The organism is Mycobacterium sp. NGS67 (genome assembly GCF_059812185.1).
The window spans coordinates 124,757-145,315 of the sequence record NZ_JCALCF010000001.1 but is presented as its reverse complement, the minus strand read 5'-3'; the positions used below and the strand labels follow the sequence as shown (position 1 = coordinate 145,315).

Annotated in this window: 18 protein-coding genes and 1 tRNA gene; 2 read left to right on the top strand and 17 right to left on the bottom strand. The window is 67.4% G+C overall.

Going from position 1 to position 20,559, the window contains the following annotated elements:
- Positions 1 to 138: 138 nt before the first annotated feature.
- From AC5Y4D_RS00800 to AC5Y4D_RS00735, 14 genes are all read right to left on the bottom strand, one after another.
- Positions 139 to 3,414, bottom strand: coding sequence for an arabinosyltransferase domain-containing protein (locus tag AC5Y4D_RS00800; protein ID WP_499943118.1), 3,276 nt, complete (start codon positions 3,412 to 3,414; stop codon positions 139 to 141).
- Positions 3,414 to 5,489 (bottom strand): galactan 5-O-arabinofuranosyltransferase, encoded by a 2,076-nt coding sequence (locus tag AC5Y4D_RS00795; protein ID WP_499943119.1) that lies wholly within the window; start codon positions 5,487 to 5,489, stop codon positions 3,414 to 3,416. The genes AC5Y4D_RS00800 and AC5Y4D_RS00795 overlap by 1 nt, the downstream gene beginning before the upstream one ends.
- Before the next feature lie 2 nt (positions 5,490 to 5,491).
- Positions 5,492 to 6,256 (bottom strand): decaprenylphospho-beta-D-erythro-pentofuranosid-2-ulose 2-reductase, encoded by a 765-nt coding sequence (gene dprE2, locus AC5Y4D_RS00790; RefSeq protein ID WP_499943120.1) that lies wholly within the window; start codon positions 6,254 to 6,256, stop codon positions 5,492 to 5,494.
- Positions 6,257 to 7,630, bottom strand: a complete 1,374-nt coding sequence (gene dprE1, locus AC5Y4D_RS00785; protein ID WP_499943121.1) for a decaprenylphosphoryl-beta-D-ribose oxidase — start codon at positions 7,628 to 7,630, stop codon at positions 6,257 to 6,259.
- A 32-nt stretch (positions 7,631 to 7,662) separates the two neighbouring features.
- Entirely contained in the window at positions 7,663 to 8,028 is a 366-nt protein-coding gene (locus AC5Y4D_RS00780) for a GtrA family protein (RefSeq protein WP_499943174.1), read from the bottom strand.
- A gap of 86 nt (positions 8,029 to 8,114) precedes the next feature.
- Positions 8,115 to 8,600, bottom strand: coding sequence for a GreA/GreB family elongation factor (locus AC5Y4D_RS00775; RefSeq protein ID WP_499943122.1), 486 nt, complete (start codon positions 8,598 to 8,600; stop codon positions 8,115 to 8,117).
- A gap of 111 nt (positions 8,601 to 8,711) precedes the next feature.
- A complete protein-coding gene (locus AC5Y4D_RS00770; RefSeq protein WP_499943123.1) occupies positions 8,712 to 9,239 on the bottom strand; it encodes a 6-carboxytetrahydropterin synthase in 528 nt (175 codons plus the stop codon).
- A gap of 2 nt (positions 9,240 to 9,241) precedes the next feature.
- The gene (locus AC5Y4D_RS00765; RefSeq protein WP_499943124.1) at positions 9,242 to 9,703 is read right to left on the bottom strand and encodes a GTP cyclohydrolase I; all 462 of its coding nucleotides are present in this window, start codon (positions 9,701 to 9,703) and stop codon (positions 9,242 to 9,244) included.
- A 97-nt stretch (positions 9,704 to 9,800) separates the two neighbouring features.
- Positions 9,801 to 10,658, bottom strand: coding sequence for a class I SAM-dependent methyltransferase (locus AC5Y4D_RS00760; RefSeq protein ID WP_499943125.1), 858 nt, complete (start codon positions 10,656 to 10,658; stop codon positions 9,801 to 9,803).
- A gap of 7 nt (positions 10,659 to 10,665) precedes the next feature.
- Positions 10,666 to 11,496: a galactan export ABC transporter permease subunit Wzm/RfbD gene (gene wzm / locus AC5Y4D_RS00755; RefSeq protein WP_499943126.1), complete on the bottom strand. Its 831-nt coding sequence runs from the start codon at positions 11,494 to 11,496 to the stop codon at positions 10,666 to 10,668.
- Entirely contained in the window at positions 11,493 to 12,407 is a 915-nt protein-coding gene (glfT1, locus tag AC5Y4D_RS00750; protein ID WP_499943127.1) for a galactofuranosyltransferase GlfT1, read from the bottom strand. Before glfT1 ends, wzm begins: the two co-directional genes overlap by 4 nt.
- A complete protein-coding gene (gene wzt, locus AC5Y4D_RS00745; RefSeq protein ID WP_499943128.1) occupies positions 12,400 to 13,197 on the bottom strand; it encodes a galactan export ABC transporter ATP-binding subunit Wzt/RfbE in 798 nt (265 codons plus the stop codon). The genes glfT1 and wzt overlap by 8 nt, the downstream gene beginning before the upstream one ends.
- A 4-nt stretch (positions 13,198 to 13,201) precedes the next feature.
- The gene (locus AC5Y4D_RS00740; protein ID WP_499943129.1) at positions 13,202 to 13,729 is read right to left on the bottom strand and encodes a bacterial proteasome activator family protein; all 528 of its coding nucleotides are present in this window, start codon (positions 13,727 to 13,729) and stop codon (positions 13,202 to 13,204) included.
- Positions 13,730 to 13,757: 28 nt separating this feature from the next.
- Complete coding sequence (locus AC5Y4D_RS00735) at positions 13,758 to 15,719, bottom strand: DUF6541 family protein (RefSeq protein ID WP_499943130.1); 1,962 nt, start codon at positions 15,717 to 15,719, stop codon at positions 13,758 to 13,760.
- 129 nt (positions 15,720 to 15,848) lie between these two features.
- Here AC5Y4D_RS00735 and AC5Y4D_RS00730 point away from each other — a divergent pair, with 129 nt between their 5' ends.
- Positions 15,849 to 17,045 carry a cysteine desulfurase-like protein gene (locus AC5Y4D_RS00730; protein WP_499943131.1) on the top strand — a complete coding sequence of 399 codons (1,197 nt, stop codon included), beginning with the start codon at positions 15,849 to 15,851 and terminating at the stop codon, positions 17,043 to 17,045.
- 7 nt (positions 17,046 to 17,052) lie between these two features.
- Here the strand turns inward: AC5Y4D_RS00730 and AC5Y4D_RS00725 are convergent, their stop codons facing one another.
- Positions 17,053 to 18,021 carry an NAD(P)H-quinone oxidoreductase gene (locus tag AC5Y4D_RS00725; RefSeq protein ID WP_499943132.1) on the bottom strand — a complete coding sequence of 323 codons (969 nt, stop codon included), beginning with the start codon at positions 18,019 to 18,021 and terminating at the stop codon, positions 17,053 to 17,055.
- Positions 18,022 to 18,044: 23 nt separating this feature from the next.
- Here AC5Y4D_RS00725 and AC5Y4D_RS00720 point away from each other — a divergent pair.
- Positions 18,045 to 18,131: transfer RNA gene (locus AC5Y4D_RS00720), tRNA-Ser, on the top strand.
- 16 nt (positions 18,132 to 18,147) lie between these two features.
- Here AC5Y4D_RS00720 and AC5Y4D_RS00715 read toward each other — a convergent pair.
- Positions 18,148 to 19,254: an Rv2629 family ribosome hibernation factor gene (locus AC5Y4D_RS00715; RefSeq protein ID WP_499943133.1), complete on the bottom strand. Its 1,107-nt coding sequence runs from the start codon at positions 19,252 to 19,254 to the stop codon at positions 18,148 to 18,150.
- Positions 19,255 to 19,293: 39 nt separating this feature from the next.
- Positions 19,294 to 20,535: a lipase LipE gene (lipE, locus tag AC5Y4D_RS00710; RefSeq protein WP_499943134.1), complete on the bottom strand. Its 1,242-nt coding sequence runs from the start codon at positions 20,533 to 20,535 to the stop codon at positions 19,294 to 19,296.
- Positions 20,536 to 20,559: the final 24 nt, after the last annotated feature.

Here is a 20,559-nt window from a genome sequence, read left to right as displayed (position 1 = left end):
GCCCCTTGACGATCCAGCCAGCCAGGTTCCAACGATGGCAGTCGTCTCACCATATGCCAAGGTGTCGACAGCGCCGCCGCATATTCCCAGCTACGGTCCGGCCTGCGGCGTCAAGGGATCCGGTACGCCAAACACCGGTCAGCTCTTGCGCAGCGGCGCCGGATCCCACAACCCGCTGCGGGTCACCGTGCCCAGTTCCAGGCGGGCCGGCACGGCGTCGGGATAGAAGGGGGTCAAACGCTGCAACGCGCCCCAGTCCCGGAACCAGTCGTCCTTGAGGTAGCTGGCCACCGTGGTCGCATGCGCCAACAGTTCGGTGATGCCCAGCGGGCCGCCGCCCAGGTTGTCCATCACCGGCGAGTTGGCTTCGGCGCCGAACCGGTCCGGCAGGATGCGCCACTTGGGTGCCTCGACGACGCCGTTCTGGTGGCCGAACGGTCGCTGGCAGGGGAACGCCAGCCCCACCAGCCAGTCCAGGAACACCGGATCGTTGGATCCCACCACGTCCTGCAGCGTGCGCAGTTTCGGAATCCGCGGCGGCGTCAGTCCGATCCAGTGCTGCGGCGCCAGGTCGTCGTCGTCGGCCACCAGGCGGATCTGGGTGGCGGAATCGGGGATCGCCGACAGCGGCGCGCGCAGATTGCGCCAGGCGGGTACCGCACCGACGTCGGCGAATTCCATTGATCCGCCGTGCTTTCCGGCGGCAGCCTGGTCGTCGGTGGCCCACTGCACCTGGATCTCACGCGAGTCGAACCGGCCGGCCGCCGTCACCACCAGCAGCGGTGTCTTGCCGCGTTGATCCTTCGGCGGCAGCCGATACCAGCCCGACCGCAGCATGGCGGGCACCTGGATGCCGGAGCGCCAACTGCCCAGCACCGGCACGCGGGCCGGATCCAGGTTGAACGGCAAGCGCGCGCGGGAGCCGTTGATGCCGGGTGCGGCGGTGGTGCCGCCCTCGGTGCCCGGGTCGCTGCCGGTGACCACTGCGTCGTCGCTGGCGAAATTGCGGTCGCCCGGGCGTTCCATCACCGGGTCCGCGGTGACATCGGCGGGAATCCCATTGGGCGAGAAGGCTTCTGAAAGACCGGCGCCCAGGGCGTCGGCCACCGGTGCCGAAACCGGCTCGAGCATCCCGGCGCCGGGATCCAGCTCCACCAGGACGTCCTCGGCCAGTCCGCAGGTTTTGCCGGTCAGTGCTTGCAGGTTCGACCGGCCCACCGTCCAGGCCGGGTACTGCGAGATCATCGCCGAGGTCAGCGAGGTCACCTCCAGCAGCACCAACAGCCACGCCGCAATTGCCAACGGGGACTGCAGGATTCGCGACAGTCTCGCACCGTAGCGGGTCTTCGGCGGCGCGTCGTCGTCGGTGGAGCTGAAATGGAACCAGGCGGCTATCAGCAGCACGATCACCGTGAGCTCGAGCAGCGCGGTGGTCAGCGACCAGCGCCACTTCGGGAACGAATTCGACCACGGCACACCGAAATTCGATACGTACCACCAGCCGTTGACACTGGCGAAAGACAGCGCCATCACAAAGATCACCACCGCCGCGAACACAGTGCGGTTGCGGCGGGATCGCATGGCCGAGCCGGTCACCGCCACCGCGGCCAGCGCCCCCAGCGAACCGGCCAGCCCGGCGAACACCCCGAAGTGGTGCGTCCATTTGGTCGGGGTGAACATCATCGCCAGGAACGAGATGATGGTGATGCCGATGATGCGCCGGCTCGGCCCGGCAGCGGTGCCCGGAATCCGTCCTTTGCGCAACGACACCGCCACCGCGATGGCCAGCGCGAGCAGCAACGCCAGCACCGCGAAGCGGCGTGCCACCGAACCGTCGGGGCTGGGCATGAACAGCCGCTCGTAGCGGATGTGCTCGTCGAACCATTTCAGGCTGGGGCCCACCGCCTGCTTGAGCAGGGTGGCCTGCGCTTCGCCGGCCAACGTCTGATCGCGGAAGATCAGGATCGCCGTGACCGTGGTCGCGGCCAGGATCGGCGTCACCAACGGCAGCAGGCCGAACTGCTTGGATCGGCGGTGCAGGATGGTGCGCAACGGGCCGATCGCGACCAGCAGCGCACCGATGGACGCAATACCGGTGGGTCCGGAGAACAGTGTCAGCGCGCCGATGACGCAGGCCATCGCTACCGGCAACAACCGGCTGGTGGCCACCGCCCGCTCCACCGAACACCAGGTCAGCAGGATGCCCAGCGCGATGATCGGCTCCGGTCGCAGCCCGTTGTCCAGCGGCAGCCACACGGCCAGGAACATGCCGGCCGCCGTCCACGCCGCGGCCCGGCTCTTCTTGACGGCGTATCCCAGCCGCGGGATGACCTCCCGGCTGATCACCCACCAGCAGGTCAGCGCCATCGCCAGGACCGGCAGCCGCATCCAGATGCTGGCCGTGGAGACGTGCGCCCATACCGCCAGCAGGTCGTAGTACCAGCCGAACGGCGCCTCGGGTGTGCCGAACCAGCGGTAGTAGTTCGCCATGTATCCCGCGTGCTCGGACACCCGGGCCATGGTCAGGATGTAGCCGTCGTCGGAGGTGTTGGCGCCGACGAAGTGCCACCACACCAGCACCGCGATCACCAGCGCGTCCAGGCCCCCGATCGACCACCAGCGGGACGGCAGGAACCGCCGGTGCCGGGTGCCGTCGGCGGTGTCCAGGACGTGCAGCGCGATCAGGGATGCCGCGGTCATCAGCACGCCGAGGATCATCGCGGCCATCTTCAGCACGGTCGGGCTGCTGCTGTAGCGGGTGTCGACGGTCGCGGAGAAACTCAATCCCGGCGGCGCCGGCCCGGACAGGTCGGTGAACACACCCACGATCTGCGGGCGGAAGTCGTAGCCGCTCTTCTCCCCGCGCAGCGGTTGGCCGGGGTGCTCGGTTGTCGGGCCTTGGCGCAGGCCGACGAATTCGCCGATCACCCGGTCGGGGTGCGCGGTGAATGTCAGGCGCTGGCAGGACGGCCCGAGCACCTCGCTCATCGGCGCCGCCACCACCGGCACGTTGCGCACGATCAGCACCAGGTCCTCGTTGACCCGCTGCAACAGCAGCCCCCGGTCGACCGCTTTGGGGGCTTGTTTGGGCACTGTCGAGAGCAGCACGGTCTTGCCGGCGTTCTGCGGACCCGCCAGCCCCGCGGCGGCCTGGCAGGGAACGCTGATGTCGAGGTCGGTGGCCACGTAACTGAACAACGGCGCGTCGACGCTGCCGAAGGTGCCGTTCTGCGGCCAGTTGAGCTGGGCGGTGGTCTGTTCGACCGGTAGCAGCGGGGTCGCCAGCGCAAGAACGGTGCCCAGCAGGCCCGCGACGACGGCGACGAGCCGAGCGATCCGGTAGTTTGCGCCCGCATCGCCCACGGAGGTAGATGCTAATTGCTCGGCGTTCTGCGGTGAGGTTTCGGTGGCCATCAGTCGCCCGGCTTTCGGATGGCCACCACGAACGGACCGATGGTCTCGACGGCGAAACGCGGATCGGCGAACAGCGCGGCCTTGAGGTCCACGGTGTACCGGCGCACGTTGGGCTGGTTGGGGTAGACGTCCTCGGCCAGGCGCAGGGTGTAGGTGTTGCCGGCGCCGCGGCGCATCACGAAGACGGTCGGCGGCGGCCAGGGCAGTTTGTCCAGCGCCTGGACGAGTTCGTCAGCCGTCTTGAGCTTGGACCAGGACTGGATTTCCGCGGCCCGCTTGTCGAACTGTGCCAGCGGGTTGGCGTAGTGCGACGTCAGTCCTTGGAAACCCCAGTAGGGGTAGAAGGACAGGAAGCTGTAGTCGGCGGTGAGCACCACCGTCTCATCGCGCGGTTTGCCGGTGACCTTCTGTATGGCGGCGTCGACGGCCGGGTAATACTTCTCCGCGCCGGGCGGCCGACGGTCCCCGCGCTGGCCGTCGCCGTCGGTGTCGGTGTAGGCGATGGTCAGGTCGGACCGCAACACGTCGGGGATGTCCTGGCTGAACGCGATGGCGCCGGTCAGCCCGATCGCCGCGGCCGCAGGCAGCACCACGCGGCTGCGGCCGGCCAACGCGGTGACGGCCTCGACGAACCCGAAAACCCCGGCCGCCACCAGCAGCACGGTCAACGCCGGCTGCAGCCGGAACGACAGCAGGGTCGTGCGCGCCAGCGTGGTCAGCATCGACAGCAGCGACCACAGGTACACCGCCAGCACCCCGAGCGCCAGGCCGCCGGCCCGCACCGACGTGCGCGCCCGGATCACCAGCCACAGTGTGCCCAGCATGCAGATCGCGCCCAGCAGCGAGAACTGCAGCATCGGGAAGGTCAGCTGGGCGCCGTCGGCCGGCAGGTAATGCTGGGCGCTGCCGGTGTTGCTGACCGGGTCGCGCAGCGCGCGCAGCAGGAACGGCAACCAGGTGATGGATCCGATGGCGGCGGCGATGACGCCCATAACGAGCAACCGGTACAGCGGTTGCAGGGCCGCCGCCCGGTCGGTTCGCCAGCGCGACGCGGCCAGCAGCAGCGCCATCAGGGTCACCGTGAACGCGGTGTAGCCGAACAGCAGCGTGTACCAGGTGGCGGTGTAGCCCAGGAACAGGCCAGCGCCGACGATCGCGGCCCACCCGCCGCGCGAATTTTCGCCGAGCGTCACGCCAGCGTGACCGTCGGTGTCGGATGCCACGCTGGCGTGACGCTCGGCGGGGAGGCGAGCGCCGGCGCGCAGGCCCGACCAGGTCAGCACCAGCACCGGTGGCAGCAGCACGGTGATCATCGCGGCGTAGGGCTCGGGCGAACTGTAGGCCAGGGTGACCGCCGTCGTCGCGACGGTGACCAGCAGCGCGTACTCGAACCGGATCATCCGCCACCACAGCACCAGCGCCACCGCGACCGCGACGGCGATCGAGGTGATCGCCCACGGCTTGAACATCTCCCAGGCCGGGGTCCCCGTCAGCGCCGCCACCCGTCCGCCGATCCAGAACCAGCCCGGCGGGTAGAACGGCGGCAGCCCCAGGTAGGTCATGTCGCGCAGCCCGGGGTCGTCGGCCAGCCGGGTCAGATACTCGGTGCGGAATTGTTGGTCGACGGAGATGCCGAACAGGTAGAGCTTGGTGGCTCCCAGCGGCATGCCGAGCGTCACGACGGTGAACGCAGAGACGAACACCAGCGCGCCCAACTGGGCCAGGCGGCGGAAACGCCCACGCCGCCAGACCGTTCCGGCGACCAGCAACCCGGCCAGACAGCCGACCTGACCGACGGTGGTCAACGCGTGCAGCTGGTTGGACGACGGGAAAGCCGGCCACTGCACTCGGGAGATGGCCAGCAGCGAAACGACGGACACCACGACGGCAACCAGGGCCGCCAGGACCATCTGGCCGGCGGTGGCCAGCACCTTCCCCGCGCCAGCCGGGGGCACGTTCCCCGCGCGAGCCGGGGGCACCTTCCCCCCGCGAGCTGGGGGCACCTCCCGCTTGCGGGGGAACGCAAAAGCCCCCGATTCGTGCCCGATTTGGGGGCTTTTGCGTCTGCTCGGCATTCTCAGATGGGCAGCTTGCGGAAGATCTTCCGCGGGACGTGCCGCAACACCATCATCACGTAGCGGAATGCTGCTGGCGCCCAAACCAAATCCTTACCTTTTGCGGCCGCGGTCACCGCGAGGTTGGCGACGTACTCCTTGTCGACGGTCAACGGGGCTTCCTTGATGTGGGCACTCATCCGGGTGCGTACCTGGCCGGGCCGGATCACCAGCACCCGAACGCCGTACTCGCGCAACGCCTCACCGAGCCCGAGGTAGAAACCGTCCAGGCCGGCCTTGGTGGACCCGTAGACGAAGTTGGACCGGCGCACCCGTTCTCCGGCGACGGTGCTCATCGCGATGATCTGACCGAAACCCTGGGCGCGCATCTTCTCGCCGAGCAGCACGCCCACCGAAATTGCTGCGGTGTAGTTGATTTCGGCGATCTGCACGGCCTTGCGCTGGTTCTGCCACAACTCCTCGGCGTCACCGAGCAGGCCGAACGCGACGATGGCGACATCGATGTCGCCGCCGGCGAAGCACTGCTCGATCACCTTCGGGTGGGTGTCGGTCTCCACCGCGTCGAAATCGACGACCTCCACCGACTTCGCGCCCGCGGCCTTCAACTGTGCGACCGCGTCGTCGCGGCCGGGGTCTTCCGGCATGCAGGCCAACACGATTCGCGCGGCCGCGTTGCGCAGATACCGTTCGCAGATGGCCAGCCCGATCTCGGACGTGCCTCCGAGCAGCAGGATGGTCTGCGGATTGCCTACGGCGTCAAGCACCATCTAGAGCAGCTCCAAACGTCGGGCCATGTCGGAGGCGAACACCCCCGACGGGTCAACCTTGCGGCGCACCGCGATCCACTCGTCGATGCGCGGGTACATGGCGTGGAAGGTCTCGGCACTCACCCGGGAGTCCTTGGCGGTGTAGACCCGGCCGCCGAATTCCAGTACCCGGCGGTCGAGTTCGTTGAGGAATTCGTTGAGTCCCGGCTTGATCGGGAAGTCCACGCACACGTTCCAGCCGGAGATCGGAAAACTCAGCGGTGCCCGGTTCCCCGGGCCGAACAGCTTGAACACGTTCAGAAACGAGTAGTGCCCGGACTTCTGGATGTCGCCGATGATCCGTTTGAACTCGTCGACGGCGGTGGTGGGCACGACGAATTGGTACTGGCCGAAGCCGGCCGGACCGTAGGCCCGGTTCCATTCCCCGAACATGTCCAGCGGGTGGTAGAACTGCGTCAGGTTCTGCACCTTGCCGCGGTAGGTTCCGGATTTGCGGTACCACAGCTCGCCGATCGGCATGAAGGTGTACTTGGCGGCCAGCCCGTTGGGGAAGATGTCGGGCAGCGTAAGCAGTTGCGGCGCATCGAATTTCAGTGGGTCGCGCTGCAATTTGGCCGGCAGCTGGTCCAGGGTGGCCAGCGAGCCGCGGGAGATCGCGGCACGGCCCAGCTTGGGCGGTGCGCTGATCGCGTCGAACCACGCGCTGGAGTAGGTGTAGTTGGCCTCGCTGCCGTCACTGTGGAAGGCGATGGTTTCCTCGAGGCTCGCGGTGACGTCGCCGTCGGCGATGAAGTACGCGGTCTCGGTGGGTGTCATCTCGATGGTGGCGCGCAGGATGATCCCGGTCAGGCCGTTGCCGCCGACGGTGGCCCAGAACAGCTCGGCTTCCTCGCCGTCGGGCGTCAGGTGTCGGATCTGCCCGTCGGCGGTCAGCAATTCCATGGACCGCACGTGGTCGCCGAAGCTGCCGGCGCTGTGGTGGTTCTTGCCGTGGATGTCGCAGCCGATCGCCCCGCCGATGGTGACCTGCCGGGTGCCGGGCAGCACCGGAACCCACAACCCCAGCGGCAGCGCCGCCTTCATCAGCTGGTCCAGGTTCACCCCGGCGTCGACATCGGCCAGTCTGGTGTCGGCGCTCAGCGAATGGATCCTGTTCAGCGCGGTCATGTCGATGACCAGCCCGCCGCCGTTCTGCGCGTTGTCGCCGTAGGACCGGCCCAGCCCTCTGGCCAGGACGCCCCGGGGCCCGGCCTGCGCGACCGCGCGGACGATGACCTCGGGGTCGGGGGTGCGCAGGACCTCGGCTACCGAGGGTGCCGTTCGTCCCCAACCGGTGAGCCGGGTGGTCGTGGTGGACAGATCGCTGCTCGACATCGTCAAAGAGGGTACCGCGAGCCCAACGAGGCTCAGCGGACGCGGAAGATCACGGTTCGTTGCACGACGAAGTTGATGACCGTCGCGACCCCCTGTGCGATCACGAACGCCACCGGGATCGCCCAGCTGCGGTAGTGCAGCAGCGCCAGACACAGATGGTTCAGACCGATCTGGACTGCGAAGGTGACCCCGTACAACGCCATGACGGCGGCAAACCGCGCACGGCTGGGCGCCGCCTGAAACGTCCAACGCCGGTTGATCAGGTAAGCGGTGATCGTGCCGATCACGACGCTGATGAATTTCGACAAGTCGACCTGCAGGCCCAGGCCTTTGTAGAGCGCCACGTAGACGCTGAAGTCGACGATGGCCGCGAAGACACCGGTGATGATGAAGCGCAGCGCCTGGGTGGTCAGATGCAGGTGCGTGTGCTGGTCCTGGGCGACCGGCACGGCATCGGGCTCTGGCGGGATCATCGGGTCGAAGTCTAGGAGGGCAGCTTCACCGAAATCAGTTCGACCTGGGTCGGGCCCTGCGGGGTGGAGTAGGTGATCGTGTCGCCGGCCTGGTGGCCTGCCAGCGCCTGGCCCAGCGGGCTGCGCGCGGTCAGCGTCTCGGCCTCGTGCCCGACCGGGGTTTCCTCCACGATCGAGATCACGTGCATCGTGACCACTTCGCCGTCGGCGAACCGTAGCGTCACCTCGGTGCCACCGGGCAGCGTGTCCGACGGGTCCGTCGTGGATGGTCCCGCCTTGAGTCGGCGGTCGAGTTCGTGGATCCGGTCACCGAGGATGGCGAGTTCGTCGGCGCGCTGGATGGCTTCGGCCGCGTCGCCATGGTCGCCGACCATGCCGCGGTCGTTCTTGACCTCGACTTCCAGCCGGTCGCGGCGCTGCCTGAGCCGGTCGAGTTCGGCGGCGAGGTTCTCGCGTGCCGCTGCCGCCAGGTCCGTTGACTGGGCTTCCTCGCTCACCTGCGGCGACCTTTCGTCCGGATTTGTGGCTTTTCAGTGATACACCACAACCAACCTGGTCGTCACTGGTATTCCGTACGCGTTTACCCGGGCGTAAAACCTTCTAAGCCCTCAGTCCTTGGCCGGTAGCGCCGTCATGGTGATCACCTTGCTGCCGCTCTCGTGGGCGGCGATGCGGGACACCCAGACACGGCCGCCCGTTGCCTGTGTGACGATCCGTTCCGCCGCGTCGAAGACCCACGCCGCCGAGGCCTCCATTGCCGCGCTGTCCACGATCCGGATGTCGACCACCCCACGCTCGGCCAGCAGTTCGAACAATTCGCGTTGCGGATCGTTGGCGGCGATCAGGGTGGTGCCCTCGAACTGCCGGCGCACTGCTGCGTGGATGTCCTGCAGTAGCCGGCTCCCGAGCACCTCACCGGTGCCGGCATCGGTTTCGGCACAGGCGAATTCGACTTCGAACGTCAGCTGGTGACCGTGCAGGTGCAGTCCCTTGCCGTCGTCGGACCACGATCGGCGGCAGCAACGCAGTTCCCCGAACCGTCTGCGCAGATGCGACTGCGCCGTTCGGCCGATCGGGGCATCGTCACGATGCATCGTGGCGGTATGGACTCTGTTGGCGAAAACGAGATCGGTCATGGTCATTCGGCGCCTAGTTTGACGAGTTCTTGTGTGGTGCGGGTGATGAAGTCACGTTGCTCCTCGGCGCTGTGGCGCAGCGAGCCGTAGAACGCCAGAGTGGTGGAGTCGGTGTGTGTCGCCGCGCAGGCGTAGGCGCCTTCGACGAGCACGCCCACCCCGTGCGGGGCGAGCTCGTGGTGCAGCCACAGACCCATCCGGGTCGTCATGCGTTGCTGGATCTGGATGCCGCCCGAGCATGCTTCGACGATTCGGGTGAACTTGGCCTGCCGCAACGGTTTTCCGCTGTGCATGTAGCCGATGTGCACCGCGCCGTAGAACGGCAGCAGGTGCTCCTCGCAGAGGGCTTGGAACGGGATCGGCCGCACCAACTCGAGCTCGGCCGGCGGTTCGGTGTCGCGGCCGACCGGGAATTGCAGCAGTGCTCCGACGGTGAGCGCGGATCCGTTGTCATGACGCAGCATGCGGCATAGCCTCTGGCCGCATCCTTGGCGGATTCTCAAAGGATTCTTGGAACGATCCTCAACGCGGCTCCCGGGAGCCGGGTGCACGGGCTCCGCGTCAGCCGAATTCGACCAGGGTGTAGGCCCCTCGGAACGGCTTGAGCGGCGGGAACTGCCAGATCGCGGGGTAGAGGGTGCCGAAGAACACACCCCGGCCCTTCGGGATCGGCACATCGTGCACCGCGCGGATCCCGGGCACGGTGCCGGCCAGGTCTGCCAGTCGACGCGCCGAGAGGCTGAACGGCATCGGTGGTACCCGGTAATGCTTGGACGAACGGATTCCCTTGGGGGCCAGCTTCTTCAGGATGGTTGGCGGCAGGTCGAAGAACATCTGGCCGCCGGCGAAATGACCGGCGCAGGCAGCGATGAGTCCGAGCGCTTGGTGCGGTTGCAGGTACATCAGCAGTCCCTCGGCGGTGATGAACACACCGTCGCTCGTGTCGATCTTCTCCATCCAGCTGTAGTCCAGAGCGGACTGGGCCAGTTCGGTGATCCGGGGCGATCGGGGCAGGAGTCGCTGCCGCAGCTCGATCACCGGCGCCAGATCGATCGACACCCAGCGAAACCGCGCATCCGGCAGGGCGCTGCTCAGCCGCCAGAAGCTGGTCTGGAAGCCCTCTGCGAGTGCGACCACGGTGGCGCGGGGGTGCTTGGTGAGGTAGGCGAGCGCGCACCTGTCGACCGCCAGCGAGCGCAACGCCATCTCCTGACCCTTGCGGCGACCGAACTTCTCGAAGTCGAAGTCGATGGAGTCGACGAGTTCGATGGCCATCGGGTCGTCGATGATCGCGTCCGGGCGGCCCGCCTGATAGGCCCTGCCGCGCAGGGTCAACAGCGCCGTCTCCGAGACGCCGGTGAGCAGGCCGGCATCGGTTTTTCTGACTCCCCCGGCTTTCCCGGTGCCGGGATCACTCATCACCGTCCTAAACCCAATACGGCACGCGCGCCCGGTATTGGCGCATGGCGACCGCGGCCAGCGCCCACCCGACCACCGTCAGCACCACGACCACCGCCCAGTGCCGCAACTCCTGGGGGGCGCCGAGCAGCGGCGCGCGCACGATGTCGAGGTAGTGCAGAAGGGGGTTGAGTTCGACGATCTTCGACCACCGGCCGGCGCCCTGCTGGCGCAGACTCTCGTCGTTCCAGATGATCGGAGTCATGAAGAACAGCAGCTGCACAACGGAATTCAGCAACGGGCCGATGTCGCGGTAGCGCGTCGCCAGGATGCCGAAGCACAACGACACCCACACGCAGTTGAGCATGATCAGCGCCAGCGCCGGGATGACCGACAGGTCCGCCCAGGACCATGGCTTGGGAAAGATGACGGCGACGACGAGATAGATGACGATGTTGTGCGCGAACAGGATCAGTTGCCGCCACACCAGCCGGTACACGTGCACGCTCAGCGGCGTCGGCAGTTGCTTGATCAACCCCTCGTTCGCGACGAAGACGTCGGCGCCCTCCAGGATCGCGGCGTTGATCAGGTTCCAGATGATCAGGCCGAGGGTGACATACGGCAGATGCACCGACAGGTCGAGGTGGAACAGCTTGGAGTACAGCCCGCCCATCGCCACCGCGGTGGTACCGGTGGCGATGGTGATCCAGAACGGGCCCAGCACCGAACGGCGGTACCGCTGCTTGATGTCCTGCCAGCCCAGGTGCAGCCACAGCTCGCGGCGATGGAAGCCGGTGACCAGATCGCCGCGGGCGCGGGCGAACGTCTTGGACTGAGCGGCCGCGTCAACGAACGTCATGTCGAACCTCCTGGCCGTTCGAATCGCTCTCGTCGTCCCAGCCGACGCAACCGAATCCACTCCAGCAGGCCGGCAGGGTCGCGGCGGGTCACCAGGAAAAACCAGGCAAACCGAACCCATTCCTGCAGAAGCAGTTTGCGCAGCCCCGGCTGGGACAACACGTAGCCGCGGTTGCGGTAGGTGAAGAACCTCTTGCTCGGATCGTCAGGATACTGGGTGTGCATGCGGCCGCCGAGGATCGGTTTGAATTCGGCTGAGCCGCACGGGTGCAGGTACACCGCGTCCAGGCAGGTGCCGAACGGCAGACCGGAACGGACCAGGCGGCGGTGCATCTCGACCTCGTCGCCGCGGATGAACAGACGCAGATCCGGCACGCCGATCGCCTCCAAGGTGGCCGCCCGGAACAGTGCGCCGTTGAACAGCGACGCGATGCCGGGCAGCAGGTCCTGAGCAGGATCGGTGCGTAATTCGCTGGTGCGCCTGCGCCATTCGAGGCCACGCCGTAGCGGAAAGGCCAACAACTCCGGGTCGTCGATGTTGCACACCATCGGTGATACCTCGGCCAGGCCGTACTTGTCCGCGCACGCCAGCAGGGTGGCCAGCACTTCGGTGCCGTGCGCGTATCCGTCGTCGTCGGCCAGCCAGATCCAGTCCGCACCGTGTGCCAACGCCAGCAACATGCCCAGCGCGAACCCGCCGGCGCCGCCGAGGTTTCGGCGGGACGGCAGATAGATAGCTGGGACTCGTTGTCCCGCAACGAGATCGCGCACCCGGTTGTCCCCGGAATCGTCGTTGTCGACGACGATCAGTTTGTCCGGTACCCGGGTCTGGCGGCACAGCATGTCGAGCGAGCGTGCGAGTTCCTCGGGGCGCCGGTGGGTGACCACGACGGCGAACACGGATTCAGTCACGCGCGTTCTCGGCGAGGACTTCACGCACGTGCCGGGCCGCGTCCTCGCCCTCGTAGGCGCGCACCACGTCTTCGATTGCGCCGCGTTGTTTGATGACGCCGTGGTCTATCCACATTGCGGTCTTGCACAGCCGGGCCAGGAATTCGTTGGAATGGCTTGCGAATACCAGGATTCCGGACCGCTCCACCAGGCTCTGCAGACGTGACTGCGCCTTCTTGAGGAACTCGGCGTCCACCGCCCCGATGCCCTCGTCGAGCAGCAGAATCTCCGGGTCGATGCTGGTCACCACACCCATCGCCAATCGGACTCGCATACCGGTGGAGTAGGTACGCAGCGGCATGGACAGGTAGTCGCCGAGTTCGGTGAACTCGGCGATCTCGTCGACCTTGGCCAGCATCTGCTTGCGGGTCTGCCCGAGGAACAGGCCACGGATGATGATGTTCTCGTAACCGGAGATCTCCGGGTCCATGCCGATGCCCAGATCGAACACCGGCGCGACCCGGCCGGTCACCTTCGCCCAGCCCCGCGTCGGTTCGTAGATGCCCGAAAGTAGGCGCAGCAGAGTCGATTTCCCGGCGCCGTTGTGCCCGACCAGGCCGACGCGGTCGCCGAGTTCGAGCGACATGGTGATGTCCCGCAACGCCTCGATGACCACCACGTTGGAGGCGTTGCGCCCGATGGCACCGCCCGCCTTGCCCAGGAATGCCTTCTTCAACGAGCGCGACTTGGCATCGAAGATGGGGAACTCCACCCACGCGTCGCGGGTCTCGATGTGCGGGCCGCTCGACACGGTTCTACAGGTACTGGCCGGTGCCGTGCGCGCCGCCGCCTTGGCTCGGCTTTCCGATCCCCGGCGGCAAGGCGCCCTGGCGCATCTGTTCCAGCTGCGCGCGGGCGGCCATCTGCTGGGCGAACAGCGCGGTTTGGATGCCGTGGAACAGGCCCTCCAGCCAGCCGACCAACTGGGCCTGAGCGATGCGCAGTTCGGCGTCCGAAGGCGGTGTGTCCTCGTTGAACGGCAGCGTCAGCCGTTCCAGCTCTTCGCGCAGCTCCGGCGCCAAGCCGTCCTCGAGTTCCCGGATGCTGGTGGCGTGGATGTCGCGCAGCCGCGTGCGGCTGGCGTCGTCGAGCGGCGCGGCCCGCACCTCTTCGAGCAGCTGCTTGATCATGGTGCCGATGCGCATCACCTTGGCCGGCTGCTCGACGAGGTCGGTCAGCGAGCGTTCGTCGGAGTCGTCTTCTGCAGGCTGCATCGCCATCAGGCGCGGATCGACGCCGCCGATGATTTCGATGCCGTCGTCATCGTCGTTGCCCGTACTCAACCCATTCACCGTCCTCGTGCGTGCCTGGTCAGCGGTGTGTCGCCGCGTAGTCGTGCCATTCGTAGATCTGGGCGCCGCCGTTGTCGTAGATCATGGTCCAGTACGGCGACTTGTCCAGTGAGATTAGCCCGTCGGGAATCTTGAACCCGCGCACTGTCGGACCGCTGGCCAGGACGTACCGGATGTTGAGCGCTTTGATCGCCTCGGGGACCCGCTTGTCGGAATCGCCTTTTCTGGCGTAGGCCCAGAAGATGTAGCGGTTGGGTCCCGGGCCCATCTGAACCGGATAGTCGTAGTGCGTCCACAGCGGGTCCAGCCCGGCAACGGCGTACATCCAGGCGGTGCCGTCGACGTTGGAGTTGCCGATCCTGGTGTCGCGCGCGCCGGGCAGATTCGCCAGATAGGCCATGGCGTCCAGGTCCTGCTGATTGACCATGATCTGGTCGTACTTGTCGCCGAACAGGAAACGGTGTCGCGGGAAGTAATGCACCGCGCTGCCCAGCGTGACGGCGAGGATCAGCGCCGCAGTGGCCGTTGTCCAGGCCCGCGGCGACACCTCCCGCTTGACCAGTCGCTTGGCTAGACCCACCACCGCCACTGCGATCGCGACCAGGGCGACGGCCGCCATCAGGTTGAACAATGGCGTCGTGGCCGCCGCGATTCGACGCGGATCCTTGTAGAAGAACTCGCCGAGTAATCCGGCCACCCTCCCGAACGGACCCCACAGCGGCGTGCCTGCGTCGACGTTGATCACGATGAAGAGCAGCCAGACCGCCAGCGGCCACCAGATCTTCTTGACCAGCATGATGAACCCGCCGACGGCGCACAGGAGGCTCAGCCCCCACTGGTAGGGGAAGTCGTTCAGATGCCTGGAGTGCATGAACACGGCATCGAACAGGCCATGCCGCATGCTCAGGTAGGTCAGAAACGAGTGACCGGCGATGATGTCTTCCTGCTTGGTGACGCTCAAGAACTGCGGCAGCAGGATCAGCCCGGCTGCGGCGCCGACGCCGGCCAGGGTCAGCAGATCAACCAGCCGGCTCTTCGCGGGGTGCCACAGGCATTCGAACAGCCACCACGCGCCCACCAGCAGCACGGTGATGATGCCGCCGGTGATGTGCACCGAGAAGACGCCGACCAGGGCCAGCACCGCCACCGGGATGCGGTCCCAGTGCCGGACCGTGGAGGTGATCAGCGCCATGGCCGGGATGGCCACCCCGTAGGCCGCCAGATTCGGCATGGCGGCGGTGTCGAACTCCACATAGGGCACCGCGGTGAACGACGCCGACAACGCCGCCGCCGTCGCCGCGGTCGCGGCGGTCACCCATTGGCTGGCGCGCAGCCGCAGCGCCTTCCACGTGAGCACCGCCGCGCTGACCGGAAACAGCCAGATCGCGGCCCCAAGCGAGGTCAGCGTGTAGCCGGTGGCGGCCGCCGCGCCGGACAGCTGGCACAGCACCGCGGTCAGCGCGTGGAACACCGACGGGTAGTACAGCAACGCGTGGGTCTCGACGTTGCGCAGCTCGCCCATGTGCGTGGGCGACGCCTGGCCGGTCTCGAGGATCCAGCGCACTTCGTTGGCGTGCCAGACCGCATCCCAGGTGCTGGGGATCGACTGCCAGTGCGGTATGCCGGCGAAGGCCGCCCAGCCGATCAGCACCACCCCCAACACCACCCCGGCCGCGACCAGCAGGCCGGGGCCGAAGCTCACCTCGCCGGCCTCGGCCACCCCGTCGCGGAAGCGGGCCAGCAGCAGGGTCGCGACCGTCGCCAAGACGCAGACGACGGCCAGCGCGGCCAGCGCCGTCCAGCCGTTCCAGGGGATGCCGAGGGCACCGTACGGGACGATCGCCAGGGCCACCACGCCGTAGGTCAGCGGCGGGCCGACCGCAATCGCGACAGGCCAGTTCAGCTGCGCGATACGTGCGACGATGGCACCCGGTGCGATCAGCAGGATCAGTGCGATCAGCGTTCCGAACCACAAGCTCACTCGACTAGTATGGCTGGCCGGGTGCACCCGCTCGGGAGGCCGTAACGGCCGGAACGTCTCTGGCGCACCCGCTACCGACCATTCGTTCGCAAAATGGCGAATGCATCCGAGAGCCCTAAGGTGGCTGGCATGGCCTACGACGTCGCCCGGGTGCGTGGACTGCACCCGTCGCTCGGTGACGGGTGGGTCCACTTCGATGCGCCGACCGGCATGCTGATTCCCGACTCGGTCGCCACCACCGTGTCGACGGCTTTCCGCCGGGCAGGCGCCAGCACGGTCGGGGCGCACCCGTCGGCCCGGCGCAGCGCCGCGATCCTGGAAGCGGCCCGGGAGGCGGTGGCCGACCTGGTGAATGCCGATCCGGGTGGCGTGGTGCTGGGCTGTGACCGCGCGGTGTTGCTGTCGGCACTGGCCGATGCGTCGTCCGCGCGCTCCGGGCTGGGTTATGAGGTGGTCGTCAGCCGGCTGGACGACGAGGCGAACATCGCTCCTTGGCTGCGCGCGGCGCACCGGTACGGCGCCAAAGTCAAGTGGGCCGAGGTCGACATCGAGACCGGTGAACTGCCGACCTGGCAGTGGGAGAGTTTGGTCGGCAAGTCGACCCGGCTGGTTGCCGTGACGTCGGCGTCGGGCTCGCTGGGCACCGTCACCGACCTGCGCGCGATGACCAAGCTGGTGCACGACGTCGGCGGCCTGGTGGTGGTCGATCACTCCGCCGCCGCGCCGTACCGGTTGTTCGATATCAAGGAAACCGACGCCGATGTGGTGACGGTGAACGCGGTGGGCTGGGGCGGACCGCCCATCGGGGCGATGGTGTTCCGCGACCCGGCCCTGATCAACACCTTCGGTTCGGTGTCCACCGACTCCTACGCCAGCGGTCCGGCACGACTGGAGGTCGGCGTGCACCAGTTCGGCCTGCTGGCCGGAGTGGTGGCCAGCGTCGAATATCTGGCCTCACTGGACGAGTCGGCTCGGGGCAGCCGACGGGAACGGCTGTCGGTGTCGATGCACTCCGCGTCGGCATATCTGAATCGGATCTACGACTATCTGATGACGTCGCTGCGGTCGCTGCCGCTGGTGATCCCGCTCGGCCGTCCCGAGGCGCGGATACCGGTGGTCAGCTTCGTCGTCAACGAAGTGCCGGCCGACCGGGTGGTCCAGCGGTTGGCGGACAACGGCATTCTGGCGATCGCCAACGCCGGGTCCCGGGTGCTCGACGTGTTGGGTGCCGACGACATCGGCGGTGCTGTCACGGTCGGACTGGCGCACTACTCGACGATGGCCGAGGTCGACCAGTTGGTGCGGGCGCTGGCGTCGCTGGGCTGAGCCCGGGCTAGACGGTCAGCAGGATCTTGCCAAAAGTCTTGCCCGACACCATCAATTGATGAGCCTCCGCCGCCTGCTCGATGGGCATCCGGGTGCCGATCACCGGCCGGACCGCGCCGCTGGCGAACATCGGCCACACCGATGCCGTCACCGCCTCGACGACGGCACTCTTGCTGTTCGGCCCGCTGACCGGACGAGCCCGCAACGTGGTGCCGACGACCCGCGCGCGCTTGGTCAGCAGCTTGCCCAGGTTCAGTTCGGCTTTCACCCCGCCCTGCATGCCGATCACGATCAGCTGCCCGTCGGTGGCCAAGGCGTCGATGTTGCGGTCCAGGTAGGCCGCACCCATGATGTCGAGGATCACGTTCGCACCTCCCTGCTCCTGCAACCGCGCCACGAAGTCGTCGTCTTTGTAGGAAATGGTGATCTCGGCGCCCAGCTCTCGGCAGAGTTCCAGTTTCTCCGGTGACCCGGCGGTGACCGCGACCCGCGCTTCCAGCGCGCGCGCCACCTGAATGGCGTGGGTCCCGATGCCGCTGGCACCGCCGTGCAGCAGCACGAGCTGGCCGGGACCGAGGCGGGCGGTCATGACCAGGTTCGACCACACCGTGCACGCCACTTCCGGTATCCCGGCGGCGTCGATGAGGTCGACGCGTTCGGGAACCGGCATCACCTGTCCCGCCGGCACCGCGACGTATTCGGCATAGCCGCCGCCGGCGAGCAATGCGCAAACCTCTTGCCCGACAGACCAATTGGCAACATCGGAGCCGACTTCGACGACCGTGCCGCTGACCTCCATGCCGATGATCTCGCTGGCACCCTTCGGCGGCGGATACTTGCCGGCGGCCTGCAGCACGTCGGCGCGGTTGACGCCGGCCGCGGCGACCTTGATCAGTACCTCGCCCGGGCCGGCAGCCGCATCGGGGACGTCCTGCCAGGCCAGCTGCTCTGCGGATTCGGCGACGATGGCACGCATGTCGTCACGCTAGTCTTGTCGGCGGTGGCGTGGCAGAGCGGCCTAATGCACTCGCCTTGAAAGCGAGAGACGGCTAAAACCGTCCGGGGGTTCAAATCCCTCCGCCACCGCTTTTTCCGACGCCGATCAGTGCAGCGTCGGCGCGTACCGCAGCACCGCGGCGATCCCGTCCGCAGGATCGATCCGCTCGTCAGTGCGGACCAGCGCAGCGCCTGTCGAGATGGCGAGCAACGGCAGGGCTTCGTCGGCGCGCAGCGTTTTCTCCGGTGCCGCGCCCTGCTCGGACAGCACGTTGGCGTCCGGTGCCACGGTGGTCATGTCCGCATCGGCAACCACGGTCGCGTCGCCGATGTCTCCTACGATCAGCGTCTCGACGGCACCTTGGCGCAGCGCGGAGCACACGGCACCCAGACCTTCGGCCGCACGACCGGATTCCCGGCCGATCTCGGCGGCGAACCGTTCCGCGGCGTCGTCGATCATCCTGAGCCGCCGCTTTACGAACCAGGCTTCGATCTGGCCCTGGACCTCGGCGGAGTCGTGCCCGCTGTTTCGTGCTCCCACTTCGAGCGCCAGCGCGCGCTCGCCGACCCGTTCCGGGAACGCGGCAAGCAGGTCCGAACGTGAGCGCACTTCGCCGACCACGAACACGGTGTCGGCCGACATCTCGTCCACCCATTCGGTGACGCGGTCGGCCACCGCGCGGATGTTCTTGCGGGCAGCTTCCTCGGTGCGCTGTTGCGGGTCGCCGTAGCCGGCGTTCTCGGCACCGGACGCCTTGTGCACCGGATAGCCGCCGCCGTCGACGGTCTCGGTTTCGAAGACACCGTCGACGTGGGTGGTGATGTCGGCACCGGTGTGATCCACCTCGACCAACACATACGCCGGGGTCTCAAAGCCGTGCTCGACGATCGGCACGATATAAGGCAGGTCGGAGACACGGATCAGAGTCGTGGCGGTCGGGCGCAGCAGGTGTTCGTTGATCACCACCCCGTCGGTGCCGGCGACCAGCGCGCGACCGCTCCAGCCGATCGGCGGGCGCAGATCCATCACCGCTTTCTCGAGGTCGCCGATCACCGATTCGACGACGTCGCGGGCCTCCAGTTCCTCACGGACGGCCCGCCACCGGAGCTCGAGCTGCGCCTCGGCGTCGTGCGTGTTGTGTGTGTCTTCGAAGTACACCGACACGAATGGGCCGGAGGTGTCCAGCAGGGGACGAAAGCGTTCGGAATCCATCCCCTCTAGATGCCCGCGCACATCCCGAACAAACGCAGTTCAAATCTGCGGGATCGAATCGGCGATGGTGTCCATCAGCGCGGTGTAGCGCTTGATCTCCGGGTCCTTGCCGGGTTTTCCGCTGCTGATCACCCCGGCGGCCAGGCCGCGCGCCGGGTCCGCCCAGATCGCGATGTTGGCCAGCCCGAGGTTGCCGAACGCCGTCGCGGCGTTGCGGCCGAACGGTCCGAACCGGTCGGTGCCCAGCATGAAGCCGGTTCCCCACCGGGCGGGCTGCAGGCCCACCGCGAAGTCGGGCCGCAGCCGCCGCGCCTCCTGCACGGCGCCGTACATGCGTTCCGGGCTGATGACGCGCACGCCGTCGAGTTCCCCGCCCCGTCGCCAGATCTCGGCGAACCGCGACAATTCGTCCGCGGTGGAGACGGTGTTGGAGGACGGCACCACGGTCGTCAGGAACGCCCGCGTGTTGGTGTACGGGATGATCTCGTGCACCGTTCCGCCGACCGCCTTGCGGAAGATCGCCGCGATCACCGGCGGCAACGGTTTGCCGGTCGGGTGACTCGGGGCGACCAGCGGCACGTCCTGCGGGGCGACGCCGAAGTTGGTCCAGCGGAAGCCCAGCGGCTCGAGGATCTCACTGGCCAGGACATCGCGGATGTCTTTGCCGGTGGCCGCGTAGACGATTTCGCGCATGAGCGGTCCCCAGGTCAGCGCGTGGTAGATGTGCACGCGTCCCGGCCGGTACAGCGGGCGCAGTTTGCCCAGCTGCTCCTGGGCGTATTCGTGGTCGTCGGCGCGTTTGAGGTCCGGCCGGGGCCCGGTGGGGAAGGGGACGCCCGCGCTGTGGTTCAGCACGTGCCGGATGGTGGTCCGGTCCTTACCGTGGCTGGTGTAGCTGGGGATGTATTGACACACCCGGTCGTCCAGGGTGAAGACTCCGCGTTCGACGAGCATGTGCACGACGGTCGCGGTAATGCCTTTGGACGCCGAGTAGACGCAGAACGGTGTGTCGGTGCTGACGGGGACTTTCTCGGCGTCGGGTGCGTCGGTCGGGGCGTTTCCCCAGCCGTGGCCGATGGCACGGTTGAGCACCACCCGGCCGTTGCGCCGGATGCACAGCTGGATGGCCGGGTGCATGCCGGCCCGATACCAGTGCCTGGCCGCCTGCCAGATCCGGTCGATGCCAGCCCTGTCGATCTCGGAGTGGTCCTCGTCGCCGATCGCCGTCACGGCGTCCAGGTCGGACGGGACCCGAATTCTGCCGTCTGGTGTCGGGCTCATGTGGCCACAGCCTAGCTTTGAGCC